This window comes from Maribacter sp. MS6 (assembly GCF_056839185.1).
This window is the reverse complement of sequence record NZ_CM166389.1, coordinates 635,531-652,798: the sequence shown is the minus strand read 5'-3', so window position 1 is coordinate 652,798 and position 17,268 is coordinate 635,531. Positions and strand designations below refer to the sequence as shown.

The window sequence follows — 17,268 nt, the reverse complement described above, 5'->3', positions numbered from 1 at the left end:
ATCAAACTAATCGCATACAAAGAATGAAAAGTGTATATCTGGATAATGCTGCAACTACTCAAGTGAGGAAAGAGGTAATCATTAAAATGCAAGAGGCTCTTGCCAATTCTTATGGTAATCCCTCTTCTACACACAGTTTTGGAAGAACTGCCAAAACTGCCATTGAAAGCGCTAGAAAAACCATTGCCAAACAGATGAACGCCTTTCCTTCGGAGATTATTTTTACTTCTGGCGGCACGGAGGCGGATAATATGGTGCTTAGGTGTGCGGTAAGGGATTTAGGGGTACAGACCATTATCACGACCAGAATCGAACACCATGCCGTATTGCATACTGCTGAGGAATTGCACGAAAAGGGATTGGTAAATCTTCATTTTGTAGATTTAAACACTGACGGGAATCCGGATATGAAGCATTTGGAGCAATTATTGACAATGGACGATTCTAAAAAGCTTGTCAGTATCATGCATGTTAATAATGAGATTGGGAACAAAGTGGATATTCATGCTATTGCAGTATTGGCAAAGGAACACGGAGCACTGGTGCATTCCGATACCGTACAGTCCATAGGGCACTATGAGTGGGACGTAAAGAAAACACCTGTGGATTTTCTTGCCGCGGCCGCCCATAAATTTCATGGGCCCAAAGGCATCGGATTTGCTTTTATAAGGAAAAACTCGGGTATGGGGTGTATGATTTCAGGGGGTTCCCAAGAGCGTGGTTTTAGGGCAGGAACGGAGTCCTTTCATAATATTGTTGGGTTGGAGGAGGCTTTTGTCAATGCTTATGAAAATTTGGAGGCAGAACAAAAGTATGTAACAGATTTAAAAGTGCATTTTATTAAAAAGGTAGAAAAAGAAATTCCAGATGCACGTTTTAATGGCTTGTCGGCAGATCTGGAAAACAGCACATATACCTTGGTTAATGTTTATTTGCCCGTACAACCAGATAAGGCGATGATGTTATTGTTTCATTTGGATATTAAGGGCATTGCCTGTTCCAAAGGAAGTGCATGCCAATCGGGTAGTGACCAAGGTTCTCATGTATTGTCCCAAATTTTGTCTAAAGAAGAGCAAAAGAAACCTTCATTACGATTTTCCTTTTCAAAATACAATACAAAAGAAGATATAGACTATACCATTGGGGTTTTGAAGGAATTTATGCTTCAGTAAACGAACTATTCCCTGTGAAATGCAGTTGTCCAAAGCAAATATAATGACATTCTGTAGCACCAGATGCCTTTGTTTTAATTACTAGAAGTACTAGAAGTTTAAGCTTTGCTAATTTTTCCTGTCTTTCTTTCGTTCCCGTTCATAGGGGAATTTACGGATAGCGAGTTTCATCATTCTATCGATGAGGTCCGTTGTGTTTTTACCAGTTTTTTTGTTGATTTCCTTTTCGTATTTCCATAATAGCTTTCCTGTATCCCCATCACTAATTTTAACTCCTATACGGCCATAGTTGGCATTTCCAGAGAAATAATCTGTAAAGCTAAAATCCGTAGATACACCATTCGACAATAAAACATTAAGGTCTAGAGTACCACTTATGATGCCGTCAACGCCTAACATTTCGCTAAGCTGTTTCATTGTATACACATCAATATTTTTATAATCTACTCCTTTTTGGGATAAAATAGCTTTTGTGTTTTTCGTATTTTGAAACTCAACAGGTAATTTTTTCTTTTTTCCACGTTTAGAAAAATAAGTTTCTAGGGCATCTTGTACAGCGTAGCCTTCTTTCTCTTCCAGCGCCTTTAAATCGGCAGCGCTAACTTTGTTTTTTAAATCTAAATGGGTTAAAAAGGGCAATATAGCGAGGGTTTTATGACTACTGCTTAATGCATCAAATCTGGGACTCTCATAGATATTCTTTTGTCCTTGCAAGGATATTGCCGTAAAAGAGGCAATTAAAAATAGAAATTTGTACATACTACTATATTAAAGACGCATTTGCAATCTAAGGTTCAGCACTCTAGTGGTTAAAAAATTTGGAACTGCAAATTCATTTTTGCTATCCACATCTCTCACCCAGGTATTGGTGATAGAGTTTAGGTTGTTGAAAAGATTGAAAATTTCAAAACCAACACTCAGCGCTTTAAAGGAACCCAACCAATGCCCTGTTCCATACCTTTTGTTCTTTTCTACAAAAATATAGGAAATTCCTAAATCTGCCCGTCTATAATCTCTTAATCTATTCTGAAAAATATAGGGATCTGCATAACTTGGAGAACCGCCGGGCACTCCAGTGCTATAAACGAGGTTCAGATACATTTTTAACTCCGGTACGGTTGGGATATAGTCTTGGAATAGAATTCCCACTTTAATACGCTGATCAGTAGGTCTTGCGATATAGCCCCTTCCGTTTCTATTCTCCTCCGTCTTTAAATAGCCCAAACTTATCCAAGATTCGGTTCCCGGTACAAATGCGCCATTTAGTCGCATCTCCGCTCCATAAACATATGCTTTTGTATCATTAATAGCAGCATAGCGTATGCGTACATCTTCAATGGTGTAGGGATTTACGTTGGTCAAATTTTTATAGTAGGCCTCACTGATTAATGAAAAGGGCCGCTCCCAAAGTAAAAAACTATATTCGTTTCCTACTACAAGATGTACCGCTTTTTGCGCTTTTACATTTGGTTTTATAATACCAGAACTATCTCTAAGCTCTCTGTAAAATGGGGGTTGATGATAAACGCCTCCAGATAGTCTAAATAACATATCTTTTCCCCAATCGGGCTTTATGGCGACCTGAGCTCTAGGACTTATTACGGTTTGTGACACTTTTGCAACATCGGTTCCGCTAACGGTCCAGTGCTGACTACGGATACCAATGTTGTAGTATACGTCATGTGCGCCCCACTTGCTTTGATTTCCAAGCTGGAAAAATCCGGAAAAACGATTGGTCTTTACAAAATTGGTTGCCGCAAGATTTTCGAAGGCCTCTAATGGGGCGTTAAAAGGTTCTTCTGGTTGGTTGTTAATAAATTCGGAGCGCGGAGGACGAACGGAGAAACCTGCCGAATCTATAAATTCGGATTCTCGTAGTTGATCGCGTATATCTTCATGGGTATATTTAATTCCCCACTCTAACACAAGATTTTTTCGTTTGTGGATTCCTCTGTGATTAAGATTGAAAATTAAAGCGTCCAAGTCATTTCTAGCCCTATTGAATTGAGATCCGACGCCTCTGGGATTCGTAATTTCACCTAAGTTTTCGCTACCGAGATTGCTTTCTACGGTACCCAGTTGATACGAGGCAATAACATCGGAGTATTCTTCCTCGGTTGTATGGTAAAGCGATGTGATCAGTTTTAAGGTAGTATTGTCGCTGACTTGATAATTTCCCTTAAAAGCGCCAAGCGCCGTGGCATAGCGGTTTACTTCTTTTCCTTGGTAGAAAACCGTTAGTGCTTTCGGGTCTTCTAGGGTTCCGAAATTAGTTTGTCTGTTTAATGGTTCGTTGGTGTAGTTATTAACCGAGAGATTTCCTAGAAAGCTTAGATTGAACTTGTTCGAAAAACGATACGTAAAATAGCTTTGTATATCGGTAAAAGCAGGATTAAAATTGCTTTGGGTTTGTTGGCTGTTTACAAGTAAGGCATTGTTTCTGTAACGTAGTCCTGTAATGCTACTTATTTTTTTATTTTTGGAAAGGGTTTCCAAGGTGGCACTGGCACCCAAAAAGCTAAAGTCACCTTCCACGGAAACGGTTGTTGGAGTTTTGTAGGTAATGTCTAATACCGAAGAAAGTTTATCCCCATACTTGGCTTGGAAACCGCCTGGCGAAAACATAACGCCTTGCACCATACTGCTGTTTACAAAGCTGAGGCCTTCTTGTTGTGCGGAGCGTATAAGAAAGGGGCGGTACACCTCTATTTCGTTTACATACACCAAGTTTTCGTCAAAATTTCCGCCACGTACGGCGTATTGCGTACTCAATTCATTATTGGCGCTTACGCCGGGTAGCAGTTTTAATATGTTTTCAACACCTGCATTGGCACCTGGAATTTTTCGCAATTGTTCTGGCGAGATAGATGTGATTCCGGTAACTTCTTTTCTTCCCCTTGGCGATACGGTAACCCCGGCCATTTGTACAACGTCGGTTTTAAGCACGGGGCTAAATTCAAAAGTTTCGTTGGTAGACAATAGCAACCCTTGTAATATCACGTCTTTATGACCTAAGTGTGAAAAGGTAAGTTGTGTTTCCCTATCTGCGGTTATGGTTAGGAGGTAAAACCCGTTATCATCCGTTGCAGTTCCAAATGCACCGGAAGAAATGTTTACTCCGGATAGGGGCGTATTTGCTTCATTTAAGACTATCCCAGTAATAGTAGCCGTTTGTGCTAGGCTATAAACTTGGCATAGTAAAAAAAAGATAAAAGGATTTTTGCAAAATTTCAAACAGTTTATTTTCTAAAAAAAGTGGTTGTTAATGTATTCTGGTTGCCTACATTATCCGTAACGATAACTTCAAGAAGACATTGCTTTTCGTTTATTATCTTATCGTCAAAATTGTACGTAAGTGTATTTGTTTTAGGCTCGTATTCCATTAAAATCCAGTTGCCGTTTAAGGTTGCGGAATAAGTGTCTATTCCGCTCAAATCATCCGTAATGGCAAGACTTAGATATCTGTAATTGTTTAACCATTGCTTTTCCTTAAAGTTTTTAGTCCGGATTTTAGGTGCTATCGTATCTTTTGCCAAAGTATAGGTTCCTAAGTTTCTAGTTCTGGCCGTAAAAGTGCCGGAGCGTTTATAGGTGCTCACATAGCTAGGTCTTAATTTACTGTCCAACCTTGCAATAAACAACTGTTTCCGTTCTTCATTGCTGTATTTGGTTGCGTCAAAAGTTATGGTAAAGTTACGATGTGCGGGAACTGTATTCCTGTGGATAGTAACCGTGTCCCTTCCTTTTTTAAGGTCAATATAAAAATCTTCATAGAACGTATTGGAAGGAAAATATACTTTTGCACCTTCTAAATCGTAATTGTTAGGTTTTGTTGCTATAACGTAATTTTCGGTTTTTGTTTCTGTTCTTAGAACCTTGAGTTCTTCTTTTTTACCTTCCACCGGAATTTTTAAGATCACCTCATTTCCTTTAAGGTCCTTAATGTTTACTAAAAAATTGTAACTAAGACCCTCTCTAATTTCAATTTCTCCATTATTATATAGTTCTTCATAAATACTTAATCTGTTTCCCGGAGATTTAAAGAGTTTTTGAATTCGTTTTCGGTAGCGTCCAAAATAATCATAATCGATCAAGGTATTGAGGTATCTTGTTTCGCCAAAGGAAAAGGATTCAAAATCGTAAGCGGTATATATTTTTCCGTGTACGGAAAGTGAAGCCGAGTATATGCCGTTTCTATTTGCTGCCATGTCTTGACGGTCAAACCCTATAAATCCAACGCCAATTTTTCCAATTGCATTCACCGTATTTGCCAAAAAAGTACCATCGCTTTGCTTGGTGAAATTGACTTCGATTCGTTCCTCACTTTTGTTGATCCGAGCGTTTTTAGCGAGCGGGTATAAAAATAATTTTTCTAAAATAGGATTGGTAGCATCTGCAACATCAATACCATAAAGTAAAGGGTTTGTTGGCTTTTCGGATACGCTGCTGCGAATTTCAAAATGTACATGCGGCCCGGCAGAACCGCCCGTATTACCACTGTAAGCGATAAGTTCCCCTTTGTCTATTTTTAGCTCTCCGTAGTCTGGGAATACTTCTACTTCATAAGATTCTTTTTGATATTGTATCTTTTTGATATAGGCTTCTATCTTGGGAGAAAACTTCTGTAAATGTCCATATACGGACGTGTAGCCATTAGGATGAGCTATATATAAAACTTTACCATAACCCCACAACGCTACTTTTATTCGAGTAATGGTGCCGTTGCCAATACCGTATACCGGTAAACCTTCTCGCTGCTGGGTCTTAATGTCGATCCCGGCATGAAAATGGTTGGACCGCAGCTCTCCAAAGGTTCCAGCCAAAATAATGGGGATGTCCAATGGAGGTCTAAAAGCATCAGTTGGGTACGTTTCCTGTCCTAAACTTGTGTAAGTAATCAATAGAAGTAGGAAGTTAAAAATGATGTTTTTCATAAGTGTGCAAAATTGCTACTAAAATAATTAAACCAAGCCAATTCTAGAAAGGATTGTTGTGAATGTGTGAAAGCCTGCTGTCTATGGCCTTCTATTGCCTATTTTAAATACTTAAAAGATTATTTGTCAAAAGTATTGCTAAGTCTGCCGATGAATGTTAACTTTGTGTAAATAGCATCGAATTTTTTAGATGAGTGAGTTAATACAAATCGTTGATTCTTTAGAAAACAGGGTTAGCAAGTTGCTTCATAAATTAGAAGTAATGAAACGTGCTAATACCGAACTAGAAAATGAATTGGTTTCTATAAAGTCCGTTCAGCAAAAAGCTGATAAATCGGTTTCGGATTGGGAGGAAAAATATAACTCACTTAAACTTGCAAGTTCAATGCTAGGCAGTAACACCAATAAAACAGAAGCAAAGCTAAAAATAAATTCGTTGATACGGGAGTTGGACCATTGCATTGCACAGCTCTCGGAGTAACGTTAAAAATAATATGTCAGATAAGCTCAAAATAAAGCTTTCCATTGCAGACAGGGTATATCCGTTAACGATAGATCCAAGTCAAGAAGAAGGGTTGCGAAAGGCCGCGAAGAATATAGATTTATTGGCCAAGAAGTTTGAGCAGAACTATGCCGTAAGGGACAAACAAGATGTTTTGGCCATGTGTGCCTTGCAGTTTGCCTCTAAAATAGAACAAAAAGGCATAGAGCAGACAGAAGGTACCCAAGAAGCAGAACAACGCTTACAAGCGTTAAGCGATTTGGTACATTCAAAGCTAGCTTCACAATAAAAACGTTCTTTAAAATCAATTAAAGTTACTGCCCACATTGGTAATACCTTTTGTCGAACTCAACATTTATTTTTTTAAAAAGGGTGAGTTTAGATTGTAAAAGCAAGCCCTACTCGTATAGGGATCCTTGATCAGTCTGTTAGCCCTAAACCTGTTTACCGGAGTTTGTACAAAACTTCTCCAATGTGGGCTTTTTTCATTTAACACAAACAACTATGGACAGTACAATGATTATTATAGCCGCCATCGTAGGATTGGCAATAGGCTTCGGAATAGCGAAGTTTATGGAAAAGGGGAAAGCCTCCAAAACCATTGCGAATGCCAAAAAAGAGGCATCCCAACTTTTAAAGGAAGCGAAGGTCGAGGGAGAAAGTATCAAAAAGGATAAAATTCTGCAGGCAAAGGAAAAATTTTTAGAGTTAAAAGCGGAGCACGAGAAAGTAATTATAAGCAAGGATAGAAAGATAAACGAAGCAGAAAAGAGAACTAGAGACAAAGAATCCCAAGTGAGTAGCGATCTCGCTCGGGGTAAAAAGTTAAACGCTCAGTTAGATGAGAAGTTGAAGGATATAGAGCATCGGAAAGAGTTTTTTGAAAAAAAGCAATCAGAAGTAGATAAATTGCATAACAGCCAAATTCAACAATTGGAAGTTATTTCAGGACTTTCGGCAGATGATGCGAAGACCCAACTTATTGAAAGTTTACGCGAAACAGCCAAGTCAGATGCTATGGGTTACATCCAAACTACCGTAGAGGAGGCAAAGTTAACCGCGCAGCAAGAGGCACGTAAAATCGTAATAAACACAATACAGCGAATTGGAACAGAAGAAGCGGTAGAAAACTGTGTTTCTGTTTTTAATATAGAGTCCGATGATGTTAAAGGTAGAATTATCGGTCGTGAAGGAAGGAATATTAGAGCTTTGGAAGCCGCAACCGGTGTCGAAATTATAGTAGACGATACGCCCGAAGCGATTATCTTGTCTTGTTTTGATTCGGTCCGTAGAGAAGTTGCGCGCTTATCGCTACACAAATTAGTGACCGATGGCCGTATTCATCCTGCCCGTATAGAGGAAATCGTTAAGAAAACAGAGAAACAGTTAGAAACCGAAATTATAGATATAGGCAAACGTACTGTTATAGATTTAGGCATACACGGTTTACATCCAGAGCTTATTAAAGCGGTTGGTAGAATGAAATATCGTTCTTCTTATGGTCAAAACTTACTACAGCACTCCAGGGAAGTTGCAAAGTTATGTGGGGTTATGGCTTCTGAATTAGGTCTGAATCCTAAAATGGCCAAAAGAGCAGGATTATTACATGATATAGGTAAAGTTCCCAATACTGAGGCGGAGGTAGAAACGCCACATGCGATATTAGGTATGCAGTGGGCAGAAAAGTATGGCGAGAAACCAGATGTTTGTAACGCCATTGGAGCTCACCACGATGAAATTGAAATGAAAACGCTTATTTCACCCATCGTTCAAGTTTGTGATGCCATTAGTGGGGCAAGACCCGGCGCAAGGAGACAGGTCCTAGATTCGTACATACAACGCTTAAAGGATTTGGAAGAAATAGCGTTTGGATTTGGCGGAGTTCAGAAAGCGTATGCCATACAGGCCGGTAGAGAACTTAGGGTAATTGTAGAAAGTGAAAAAGTCAGTGATGATAAAGCATCCCAATTATCTTTTGAGATTTCACAAAAAATACAAACGGATATGACGTATCCTGGACAAGTAAAAGTGACAGTAATAAGAGAAACTAGAGCTGTTAATGTTGCTAAATAATAACGTATTTTTTAGAATAAAAAGAGCCGCTAAAAGCGGCTCTTTTAAGTTTATTAGAGCGTTTATATTTTAATCAACGCGTTTGCCATGTGTCATAAAAGAGAGTCCCTGTTGCCCATAGGTTGATATCATCACTGCCTCAAAAATAGGCTCGGAAACATTCGGTTTTGTTGCCCATTCAAACATAAAATTGGCTCCTGTTCCCCCTTTTTTGTCGACCTCGGCTATCACTATCTCTAAAGTTTCCATTGCTTTTAGCGCTATAGGTGCTTCTAGGTAGGATTGGATAGGATTACCTGCTGTATCATAATAATTTGCTTTTTTTAAGTATATAGAATCTGTTTCGCTAGTATTTCTGATACTTACAGTAGCCGTTAAATCTAAGGAGATATGTTCTGTGTAGCTGTATATTTGAGAATAAACTGATAAGTAGGAAGTGCCATGTCGTAAGCTGTCGGCGTCAGAAATTGCCGTAACCTTGTTGCTCCAATCAAACGTAGGAATCGGATCTTGGATTAGCTTGTCCGGCGCACAATTAGAACAGCAAATCAATATTAGTAGTGCTATTAGGTTAAACTGGACTTTGTTGTTCATGCTTGTAATTATTAGCTTTTTTTAATTACGTGTTGTTACTGGTGTTTGTTATGTACACTCTAAAGTACTACATATCATTTAATTGATTCAGTTCTAATAGTATGTCGTCGGTATTTTTTTATATAATTCTTTTTTCTGTTGATGGTACTCATTGTCAACACCTATATCGTATTTATAATGGAGTTCTATTGGCAGAAAATAGTTAATTTAAACTATCCCATTAATTAGAAGGCCCTGTAAGACATTATGTATGCAGGGCTTTGGTTTGTTTGTATAATCCTATTCTTCCTCTGATTCGGAGTTGTCTTCTTCGGCTTCTTTATGGAGATTGTTTCGCAAAATATTTAATTTTTTCAGCTTCGCTTTCCATGAATCCAATGCTTCTTTGTGGCTATTCACTTTTTTGATTACATCCTTAACGATGGGGTTGTCTTCCGAAGCATTTGAGAAAAACTGTAAGTTAGTTTCTAACTGGCGAATCTCATCTTTACATTCGTCTATTTTTTTGCGGATAAAGCTACGTTCGTTCTGTATCGCTCTTTCTTGGTTATCATCTTCTTTAAGCCGTTGAATTTTATTCCCATACTTTAAGAGCTCTATTTCTTGTTTGCTAATGTCCAATTTGAGGAAAAGCGCATCAATTATTTTATTAAACTTTTGATTGATATTTTTTTGTCTAAAGGGTACGTGACCATATTTTTTCCAATCTTCAATAAATACTTTTATAGTAGTTAAATTTTCCTCCCTATTCTCGGTTAATTGCAATTCTTTTAACCGAAGTAAGATAGCTTCTTTACCCTTTAAATTTTCGACTTCTTCCTTGTTCTCCTTATTTTTTAATGCATGAAACCTTTCAAAATAATGGTTACAAGCCGCTTTAAACTCTTTCCAAATTTTATCGGAATACTTTCGTGGTACATGCCCTATTTTCTTCCATTCATTTTGAATACGCTTCATTTCTCCTGTTGCGGTATCAAAATCTTCGGTGTCCTTTAGGGAGTTGGCTATATCCAATAAGGCTCTCTTTCTGGTTAAATTTTCGTCTTGGTCCTTTTTTAGATTTTTATAGAATGCGTTTTTATTCCTGTTAAATGACCTTACGGCAGTTTTAAATGCGTTCCATGTAGTTTCGTTATCTTTTTGAGGTACTTTGCCGGCATTAAAAAAAGCATCACGTAGGGCTTCTAATTGTTTTATTTGCTTTTGTATTGCGCCATGGTTATTGGATACATTTTCAGAAAGGGCGGTTATTTCATTTATAATTTGGTTTTTTTTCTCTAGATTTTGCTCATATACTTTGTCCAAGTCTTTGAAGTAGTCTTGTCTTCGTCCATGAATAATTTTGGTAGCCTTGCTAAAACGCTCCCATATTTCTTCACGATGTTCTTTGCCAACAGGGCCAATATCTTCTTTCCAAATTTTGTGCAAAACCTGCAATTCCCTAAATGCTCTATTTAAATCTGGTTCAACGGCCAGGGATTCTGCTCGTTCGGCTATTTTTTGTTTTTCTTCTAAATTATGTTTGAAATCGAGGTCTCTTAACTCTCTGTTCAAATGAAGAAAATCATAAAAAATCTCTATATGGTGCTGATAGGTTTTCCAAACATTGTTGTATTCTGTGCGTGGAACAGGACCTGCATTTTTCCATTGCTCCTGAATATTTTTAAAACTATTGTAGGTTGTATTTATATCTTCCTCTACGTTAACCAACGCCTTTAGGTTCTCTATTAGCTCCAATCTATGGGCTAAGTTCTCTTTGTGGCTTTTTTCCAGGCTTTTGTAATGCTGATTTCGTTTTTCACGGTATTCGGTATACAACTCGTTAAATTGCCTTTTGGTAACTGAGTTGTATTTAAAATCTATTTCGTTGCCACCACCAGAAACAAATTCCTCTTTTTTTTCATCTATAAACTCTTGGAATTTTAAATTGAATTCATCCCGTATCCCATCCACATGCTTTTTGATAGCTTGTACTTTCTCATTTTTTATGAGTCGTTGTAGTTCTCCCACCAAATTCTCCATGGTCATGGAATGGTAATCCAAAATTGGAATTTCGTGTCTTTTAACCGTATCTGTATCCTCCGCATCTTCGGCGTTACTTTCATCTATCTCCTCAACAGCCTCGACATCGTCTTTAGATTGTTTGCTGGATTCTGTTTTGGCGCTTTTTGCTGACCCTACCGCTTTTTGGTCATCCGCAGCTTTAATGGGTTTTTCCTCGTTTGTTTCGGCAATAGTAGCTGTTTTATCCTTATCGGTTACCGATTCTATTATTTCTTCACTGACTGTGCTGCTTATTTCTTCTTTTACCTTTGCAGAGTTTTCTTCAGATACAATTGTGATATCTGTTTGGACTTCTGCTAATGGTGTACTTGCTTCATCGGTTTTTTTCTCCAAATTCTTCTTCTCTATTTTGGTAGTTTCCGAGTTGTTTTCTATCACCTTGCTTTCAGGTGTTGATTGTTCATTGTCTCCGGACATCATCTTTGTGTTAGGTTTTTACAAGATAGTAACAACCTAAACAATGGCAAAGAATATATACTTTCTTTTTGATTTTGTATGGTAAACGAAAAAGTGCTCCATTTCTTTAAGTACACTTTAGGTCAATAGTCTGCGTACTTAGGCATTCCAGATTTCCCAGGCTTTTTCTGCTTGTAGTTCCAGCATTCGTAAACCGTTTAATATGGTTGCTCCCTTAGCCATACCATGAGCTAGAAAGGCGGTTTTTTCAGGATTGTATATCAAATCAAATAGCAAATGATCTTGACTGATGAACGTGTAGGGAATGTTGGGTTTTTCAGTTATGTCGGGGTATGTGCCTATTGGAGAACAGTTGATGATTACAGTATAGTCTTTTATGATATGTTTGGTTAAGCTTTCGTACGTAAATCCATTATTTTTTCCTGTTCGAGAGACGAATTTATAGTCAATGTTCAGTAGTTTTAATACATAGGCAACAGCCTTTGACGCACCACCTGTACCAAGAATGAGTGCCTTTTGGTGGTGATTTTTTAGATATGGTTCAATTGATTTTTGGAATCCATAGGCATCAGTGTTGTAGCCTTTGAGTCCAGACGGGCTAATTTTTATAGTATTAACTGCACCAATAGCCTTTGCTGATGGTTCAAGTTCGTTTAAATAAGGAATAATAGCTTCTTTATAAGGTATGGTAACATTTAACCCTGAAATATTTTTAGTGTTTTGAATGATATCTATAAATCCTGAAATATCCCCTAGATCAAAATTCTCATAGGTGTAGTTTAACAGCCCTAACTTGGAAAACTTTGATGAGAAATAACCCCTGGAGAAGGAGTAATCGATGTTCTTTCCAAGTAAACCAAATTTAAACGCTTTGTCGCCTGTTTTTTCCATACCAATCTAAGAGTAATAAAATACTTATTCCAAATAATACAAAGAACAATGCCCACCAAGTTTCAAATATTTCGAAGTTTGGTAAAAAACGTTCATAATTTACTATAATAGGGTTTCCGTTGGTGTCCAACAGAAGGGTGCCGTCAGTATTTATTTTATATACCGTTGTTTTCCATGGCCATACCACCCCAAGTGAACCTGTTATAAAGCCTAGAATTACTGCCGTGGTTCTATGCTTATAATGCTTAAGGACATAGCTGAGAATATGGGATAAGGTGACCAAACCGGCAGCGGAACCAGCAGTAAACACTAATAGTATAGTTAAGATTTCTAATCGTTCAGGATTATTTACAAAGCTAAAATCGCCTTGTACGAGTTCAGAAAAGGTATCATATAAAGCGTTTACAGAGTCTACCAATAGCAGTACGTAGTTTCCCAACAACATCAATATAAAAGAACCCGAGAGTCCGGGTAAGGTCATACCGGAAACGCTTATCATTCCGCACAAAAATATAAAGAATAGATTGTCGTTTTCTGTTGCCGGATTTAAAAAGCTAATGGCTATGCCAACAGCAAGACCAATAAATGCCGCAGTTATGGTTTTTTTGTTCCAAGCATTAAAGTCCTTTCCTATATAGTAAATGGAGCCAAGGATCATACCAAAAAATGCAGACCACACGTACAGTTCTTTCTGTTCTAGGAAGTAGTCCAATACTCTAGAAATACTAAAATAGCTGATGAGCATTCCAAAAAGTAGAAGTGTTAAAAATGAACCGTTTGTGTAGCGATAAAAACTTTTAAACCTTCCGTTAAGAAGTAATTTGAACGCTTTTCCGTTTATCTTTTGAAGGGAATAGATAAATTCTTCATAAAAACCACCTACGAAGGCAACAATGCCGCCAGATACGCCCGGAACTTTGTTCGCCGCTCCCATACACAAGCCCTTTAAGACAAGAAATACTTTATCCAAAGGGGTTCTAGGCTGGTTCATGAAGTGCTATACTTACTTTTTAGAAGCTGTTTTTTCCAGTATAAAAATAAGGGAAAAACCTATGATAGCCGTAATAATAGCAAATACTAATTGATTGTCCCCTTCAAAAGCAAAGGGTGAAATGTTTTCATCTATAATAACCTCTTTCTTACCTACCCGTATTACTTCAAGTATTTTTTTCCACGGCCATATTTTATTTAATGACCCTAAAATGAATCCCGTAAGTATTGCTAAAGTTGCATTTTTATAATTTGTGAACATCCATTTTAAGACTCTTGCAAAGCTTAATATACCAAATACTACGCCAACACCTACAGTGAGAATAATCTTAACGTCTTTATCGTTTACGGCATCTAAAATAGTCTTGTAGGACCCTAATAGCACTAAAATAAAGGAGCCAGAAATACCGGGCAGTACCATAGCGCAAATGGCCAATGCTCCGGAAAAGAACAGAAATGGTAAACTATCGGTATTTGCAGAAGGCGGTAGGGTGGTAATGTAAAATGCTATTATTGCTCCTAAAGCAAACAAGCTAATAGCGGCTAAGTTCCATTTGTTTATAGCCTTTGCCACAAATATGACACTGGCGAGTACCAACCCAAAGAAAAATGACCAAATTGGAATGGGGTGAAATTCCAACAACCATGTAATTAGCTTGGAAAAGGAAAGAATGCTTAAGAGCATACCGCCAAAGAGAACCACTAAAAAAGTACCGTTTAATCTATTCCAAAATGCACTAAAACCTTCCGTTTTAAGTGTTTTAAACGTACTAAGGGAAATATTGTTGATAGAGGAGATGAACTCTTCGTAAATGCCGGTAACAAAAGCAATCGTACCGCCAGAAACGCCGGGCACTAATTCAGCAATGCCCATGGCCATCCCTTTTAGCATAATAAAAATATGCTGACTCAAATTTCTGTTTTCCATAAATGGTGGTAAGTGTCCTACCCTTTTTTAGAATTGGTTACAATTGTTTTTAACCAATCGGAATCCCTAAATTCAGGAAATTGATTCTGGAAGAGGTGTATTTTTTTTGTCTGTTTGTCCAATTTAAGGGCATCTAAAAGGAAAATTCGGGCGTTGATGGCGTCTCCCGTTAACAGCAGTAACCCAACACTCATATATAGTATTTTTATGTTATTCGGGTAGAACTCCTTCCCTTGTTTTAAAATTTGAATAGCCCCTTCGACATCATTGTTCTTATGGGCTACTTCAGCCCATTTTAACCATGTATCTAATTCATAGTTCCCTAAATCTACAGCTTGCTTAAATGCAAAGTATGCTTGGTCAAAATCATTTAACGCTACATGAATTTTAGCACATTTTTTCCAGTACATGGCATTGCCGCCATCAATATTTAATGCTTTATTGATGTAAAAAAGCGATTTTTCATAGTTTTTTATTCGGAAGTAATAATTGGTTATGGCCAACCAACCTTTGTCCAAAAGGGGGTCTTCATGTACAGTTTGATAGAAATAATATTTAGCCATCTCACTGTCATTTAGCTTTTCATAACATTTTCCTATTCTTAAAAAAGCATGAGAGGTTGGATCTTCTATAGAAATGGTTGTTTCATAGTTTTCTATGGCATCTTTATATTTTCCGAGTTTTTCAAGAACCTTGCCTTTTTCAAAGTAGGCACCTATAAATGTGTCATCGGAGATAATAGCAAAATCAAATGCGGCTAATGCTTCTGAAAACATCTGTTTACAGTAATACTGTTTTCCCAACTGGTGCCATGCAACTTCACAATACGGATTATGCTCCAAGTATTCGTTTAGATACACTATAGCTCCATCATAATCCTCTAAATATTCAAAACAATAGATGACGTTGTAAAGCGATGAGTAATCATGTTCATCAAAGTCTACACATTTCATAAAACTCTCCCTGGCCATTTTAAAGTCGTCCATGAAAAGATATTCCATTCCTAGTAGAGAATAAATATCTACGGTATCGCTGGAGAGATTTAAAGCCTCTTGTAAAAGACCAACTGCCCCTTCATGGTTATCTTTTTTGGAATATATATTGGCACGTTGAATGTATATTTCTTGGTTGTTTGCGTCTAATAATTGCAATTCGTCCAATAATTTTTCTGCAGCGGGAAGGTCATTCTCAAACACCATTACTTCTACCTGGAGGAGTTTTAACTCTATTGAAGCTGGGTGTTGTTGTAATCCAATCTTAATTCCTTTTTTTGCTAAGGAAATTTTCCCGTTGTTAAGGTAATGATGGATGATATCTTCAAAGTCTTCTGCATCAAAGAAATAGACATCATCTGTCTTTAGCATGGATTCAAACTTGGTAATGGGCCTGTCAGGTCTTTCGCTAGATTCTAACGCCATAGAAACATTTTGGTTAAACTCTTTAATAAAAGTAAGTCTTTGATGGTGTTCTTAGGGATGCACTAGTCCTATATTATTAACAAATTAGTTAACAGGATATTGTTGTTCTCCATTTAAAATAGAAAGAATCAGTGCACAGCCTATCCTAATTTCTTCTTCAGAAATGGTCAGGGGAGGGGATATACGCACTGCTTTGGGTTCAAATAATAACCAAAAAAGGATGAGCTGGTTCTTTTTTGCGCACAAGACTAATTCATTTGCCTTTTCAGGATTTACCATAATAAGGGCGAGCATAAGTCCTTTTCCCCGTATTTCTTTTATAGAATGATGCACCAATAATGTTCTAAATAGTTTTTCTTTTACCAACGTTTCTTCAATCAGGTTGGTGTGTAGTAATTCATTCAAGGTCGCCAAGCAGGCGGCAGCTATTACAGGATTGCCGCCAAACGTGGTGATATGCCCCAGTTTAGGACTGTTTTGAAGGGATTGCATGATTTCACGGTTAGCTGTAAATGCGCCCACAGGCAGTCCCGAGGCCATACCTTTGCCGATAACCAGAATATCCGGGGTACAATTAAAATGCTCAAAGGAAAAAAGTTTTCCTGTACGTCCAAATCCGGGTTGTATTTCGTCCAGGATTAACAGTGCCCCAACTTCCGTGCAGCGTTGCCTTACTTTTTCTAGATACTTATTTTTTGGGAGTATAAAACCTGCACCTCCTTGAATGGTTTCTAGAACAACACAAGCTGTTTTTTCGGTTATGCGCTCCAATTCTTGCGCTATATTAAAATGTATGAAAGCGATGTCCGGCATCAAGGGGCGGAATGAACTTTTACGTTCTTCGTAGCCCATAAGACTTAAGCTGCCCATGGTATTTCCATGATAAGCATGGTGCGCTGCAATAATTTCGGTTCGGCCGGTATGTCTTCTAGCTAATTTGATAGCTCCTTCAATTGCCTCGGTTCCCGAATTTACCAAATATGTGGTGTTTAGTCGAGGTGGTAGGTTGTTTGCTAAGAGTTTAGCGTAGGAGGCTGCAGGTCCTAGGTCATATTCGCCATAGACCATTACGTGCATATATTTAGCGGTTTGTTCTTGAATCGCAGTCACAATTTTAGGATGACAATGTCCCAGGCCACAAGCAGATACACCTGCTACAAAATCTAAATGCGCTTTTCCTTCAGTATCATAGATATAACTACCTTTAGCATGGGACACCTTCATTCCCAAAGGGTGAGGTGTGGTTTGGGCTTGATATTTTAGGAAATCCGATGTCATTGAAATA

The 17,268-nt window shown here is 37.9% G+C and carries 14 protein-coding genes and 1 other RNA gene; 5 read left to right on the top strand and 10 right to left on the bottom strand.

All coding sequences use genetic code 11. The annotated features are described in order from the left end of the window. Positions 1 to 23 precede the first annotated feature (23 nt). Complete coding sequence (locus MS6x_RS02875; RefSeq protein WP_482605269.1) at positions 24 to 1,172, top strand: cysteine desulfurase family protein; 1,149 nt, start codon at positions 24 to 26, stop codon at positions 1,170 to 1,172. 108 nt (positions 1,173 to 1,280) lie between these two features. Here the strand turns inward: MS6x_RS02875 and MS6x_RS02870 are convergent, their stop codons facing one another. Genes MS6x_RS02870 through MS6x_RS02860 form a run of 3 tightly spaced genes read right to left on the bottom strand, consistent with a single transcriptional unit; the run spans position 1,281 to position 6,106 of the window. Next, complete coding sequence (locus MS6x_RS02870) at positions 1,281 to 1,931, bottom strand: hypothetical protein (protein WP_482605268.1); 651 nt, start codon at positions 1,929 to 1,931, stop codon at positions 1,281 to 1,283. 9 nt (positions 1,932 to 1,940) lie between these two features. Further along, positions 1,941 to 4,406, bottom strand: a complete 2,466-nt coding sequence (locus MS6x_RS02865; protein WP_482605267.1) for a TonB-dependent receptor — start codon at positions 4,404 to 4,406, stop codon at positions 1,941 to 1,943. Positions 4,407 to 4,411: 5 nt separating this feature from the next. Then, positions 4,412 to 6,106, bottom strand: a complete 1,695-nt coding sequence (locus MS6x_RS02860) for a M23 family metallopeptidase (protein ID WP_482605266.1) — start codon at positions 6,104 to 6,106, stop codon at positions 4,412 to 4,414. A gap of 190 nt (positions 6,107 to 6,296) precedes the next feature. Here MS6x_RS02860 and MS6x_RS02855 point away from each other — a divergent pair, with 190 nt between their 5' ends. From MS6x_RS02855 to rny, 4 genes are all read left to right on the top strand, one after another. Beyond that, positions 6,297 to 6,587, top strand: a complete 291-nt coding sequence (locus MS6x_RS02855; protein WP_482605265.1) for a hypothetical protein — start codon at positions 6,297 to 6,299, stop codon at positions 6,585 to 6,587. 13 nt (positions 6,588 to 6,600) lie between these two features. Further along, complete coding sequence (locus MS6x_RS02850; protein WP_482605264.1) at positions 6,601 to 6,897, top strand: cell division protein ZapA; 297 nt, start codon at positions 6,601 to 6,603, stop codon at positions 6,895 to 6,897. 57 nt (positions 6,898 to 6,954) lie between these two features. Further along, a non-coding RNA gene (gene ssrS / locus MS6x_RS02845) (6S RNA) lies at positions 6,955 to 7,064 on the top strand. Between the two features lie 48 nt (positions 7,065 to 7,112). Beyond that, positions 7,113 to 8,681: a ribonuclease Y gene (gene rny / locus MS6x_RS02840; protein ID WP_482605263.1), complete on the top strand. Its 1,569-nt coding sequence runs from the start codon at positions 7,113 to 7,115 to the stop codon at positions 8,679 to 8,681. Positions 8,682 to 8,750: 69 nt separating this feature from the next. Here rny and MS6x_RS02835 read toward each other — a convergent pair whose 3' ends face one another. The 7 genes from MS6x_RS02835 to MS6x_RS02805 form a co-directional block, all read right to left on the bottom strand. Continuing rightward, positions 8,751 to 9,275 carry a DUF3124 domain-containing protein gene (locus MS6x_RS02835; RefSeq protein ID WP_482605262.1) on the bottom strand — a complete coding sequence of 175 codons (525 nt, stop codon included), beginning with the start codon at positions 9,273 to 9,275 and terminating at the stop codon, positions 8,751 to 8,753. A 279-nt stretch (positions 9,276 to 9,554) separates the two neighbouring features. Next, positions 9,555 to 11,756: a DUF349 domain-containing protein gene (locus MS6x_RS02830; RefSeq protein WP_482607134.1), complete on the bottom strand. Its 2,202-nt coding sequence runs from the start codon at positions 11,754 to 11,756 to the stop codon at positions 9,555 to 9,557. Between the two features lie 138 nt (positions 11,757 to 11,894). Beyond that, positions 11,895 to 12,647, bottom strand: coding sequence for a shikimate dehydrogenase family protein (locus tag MS6x_RS02825; RefSeq protein WP_482605261.1), 753 nt, complete (start codon positions 12,645 to 12,647; stop codon positions 11,895 to 11,897). Continuing rightward, the gene (locus tag MS6x_RS02820) at positions 12,619 to 13,638 is read right to left on the bottom strand and encodes a DUF368 domain-containing protein (RefSeq protein WP_482605260.1); all 1,020 of its coding nucleotides are present in this window, start codon (positions 13,636 to 13,638) and stop codon (positions 12,619 to 12,621) included. The genes MS6x_RS02825 and MS6x_RS02820 overlap by 29 nt, the downstream gene beginning before the upstream one ends. Positions 13,639 to 13,650: 12 nt before the next feature. After that, a complete protein-coding gene (locus MS6x_RS02815) occupies positions 13,651 to 14,565 on the bottom strand; it encodes a DUF368 domain-containing protein (RefSeq protein WP_482605259.1) in 915 nt (304 codons plus the stop codon). Positions 14,566 to 14,582: 17 nt separating this feature from the next. Further along, a complete protein-coding gene (locus MS6x_RS02810) occupies positions 14,583 to 15,983 on the bottom strand; it encodes a tetratricopeptide repeat protein (RefSeq protein WP_482605258.1) in 1,401 nt (466 codons plus the stop codon). A gap of 84 nt (positions 15,984 to 16,067) precedes the next feature. Next, positions 16,068 to 17,261, bottom strand: coding sequence for an aspartate aminotransferase family protein (locus MS6x_RS02805; RefSeq protein WP_482605257.1), 1,194 nt, complete (start codon positions 17,259 to 17,261; stop codon positions 16,068 to 16,070). Positions 17,262 to 17,268: the final 7 nt, after the last annotated feature.

What these genes read in the sequence shown, in the direction of transcription:
- MS6x_RS02855 (WP_482605265.1), top strand. Translation starts at nt 6,297, where the DNA reads ATGAGTGAGTTAATACAAATCGTTGATTCTTTAGAAAACAGGGTTAGC.
- MS6x_RS02860 (WP_482605266.1), bottom strand. Translation starts at nt 6,106, where the DNA reads ATGAAAAACATCATTTTTAACTTCCTACTTCTATTGATTACTTACACA.
- MS6x_RS02870 (WP_482605268.1), bottom strand. Translation starts at nt 1,931, where the DNA reads ATGTACAAATTTCTATTTTTAATTGCCTCTTTTACGGCAATATCCTTG.
- MS6x_RS02805 (WP_482605257.1), bottom strand. Translation starts at nt 17,261, where the DNA reads ATGACATCGGATTTCCTAAAATATCAAGCCCAAACCACACCTCACCCT.
- MS6x_RS02875 (WP_482605269.1), top strand. Translation starts at nt 24, where the DNA reads ATGAAAAGTGTATATCTGGATAATGCTGCAACTACTCAAGTGAGGAAA.
- MS6x_RS02825 (WP_482605261.1), bottom strand. Translation starts at nt 12,647, where the DNA reads ATGGAAAAAACAGGCGACAAAGCGTTTAAATTTGGTTTACTTGGAAAG.
- MS6x_RS02820 (WP_482605260.1), bottom strand. Translation starts at nt 13,638, where the DNA reads ATGAACCAGCCTAGAACCCCTTTGGATAAAGTATTTCTTGTCTTAAAG.
- MS6x_RS02850 (WP_482605264.1), top strand. Translation starts at nt 6,601, where the DNA reads ATGTCAGATAAGCTCAAAATAAAGCTTTCCATTGCAGACAGGGTATAT.
- MS6x_RS02815 (WP_482605259.1), bottom strand. Translation starts at nt 14,565, where the DNA reads ATGGAAAACAGAAATTTGAGTCAGCATATTTTTATTATGCTAAAAGGG.
- MS6x_RS02810 (WP_482605258.1), bottom strand. Translation starts at nt 15,983, where the DNA reads ATGGCGTTAGAATCTAGCGAAAGACCTGACAGGCCCATTACCAAGTTT.
- MS6x_RS02830 (WP_482607134.1), bottom strand. Translation starts at nt 11,756, where the DNA reads ATGTCCGGAGACAATGAACAATCAACACCTGAAAGCAAGGTGATAGAA.
- MS6x_RS02835 (WP_482605262.1), bottom strand. Translation starts at nt 9,275, where the DNA reads ATGAACAACAAAGTCCAGTTTAACCTAATAGCACTACTAATATTGATT.
- rny (WP_482605263.1), top strand. Translation starts at nt 7,113, where the DNA reads ATGGACAGTACAATGATTATTATAGCCGCCATCGTAGGATTGGCAATA.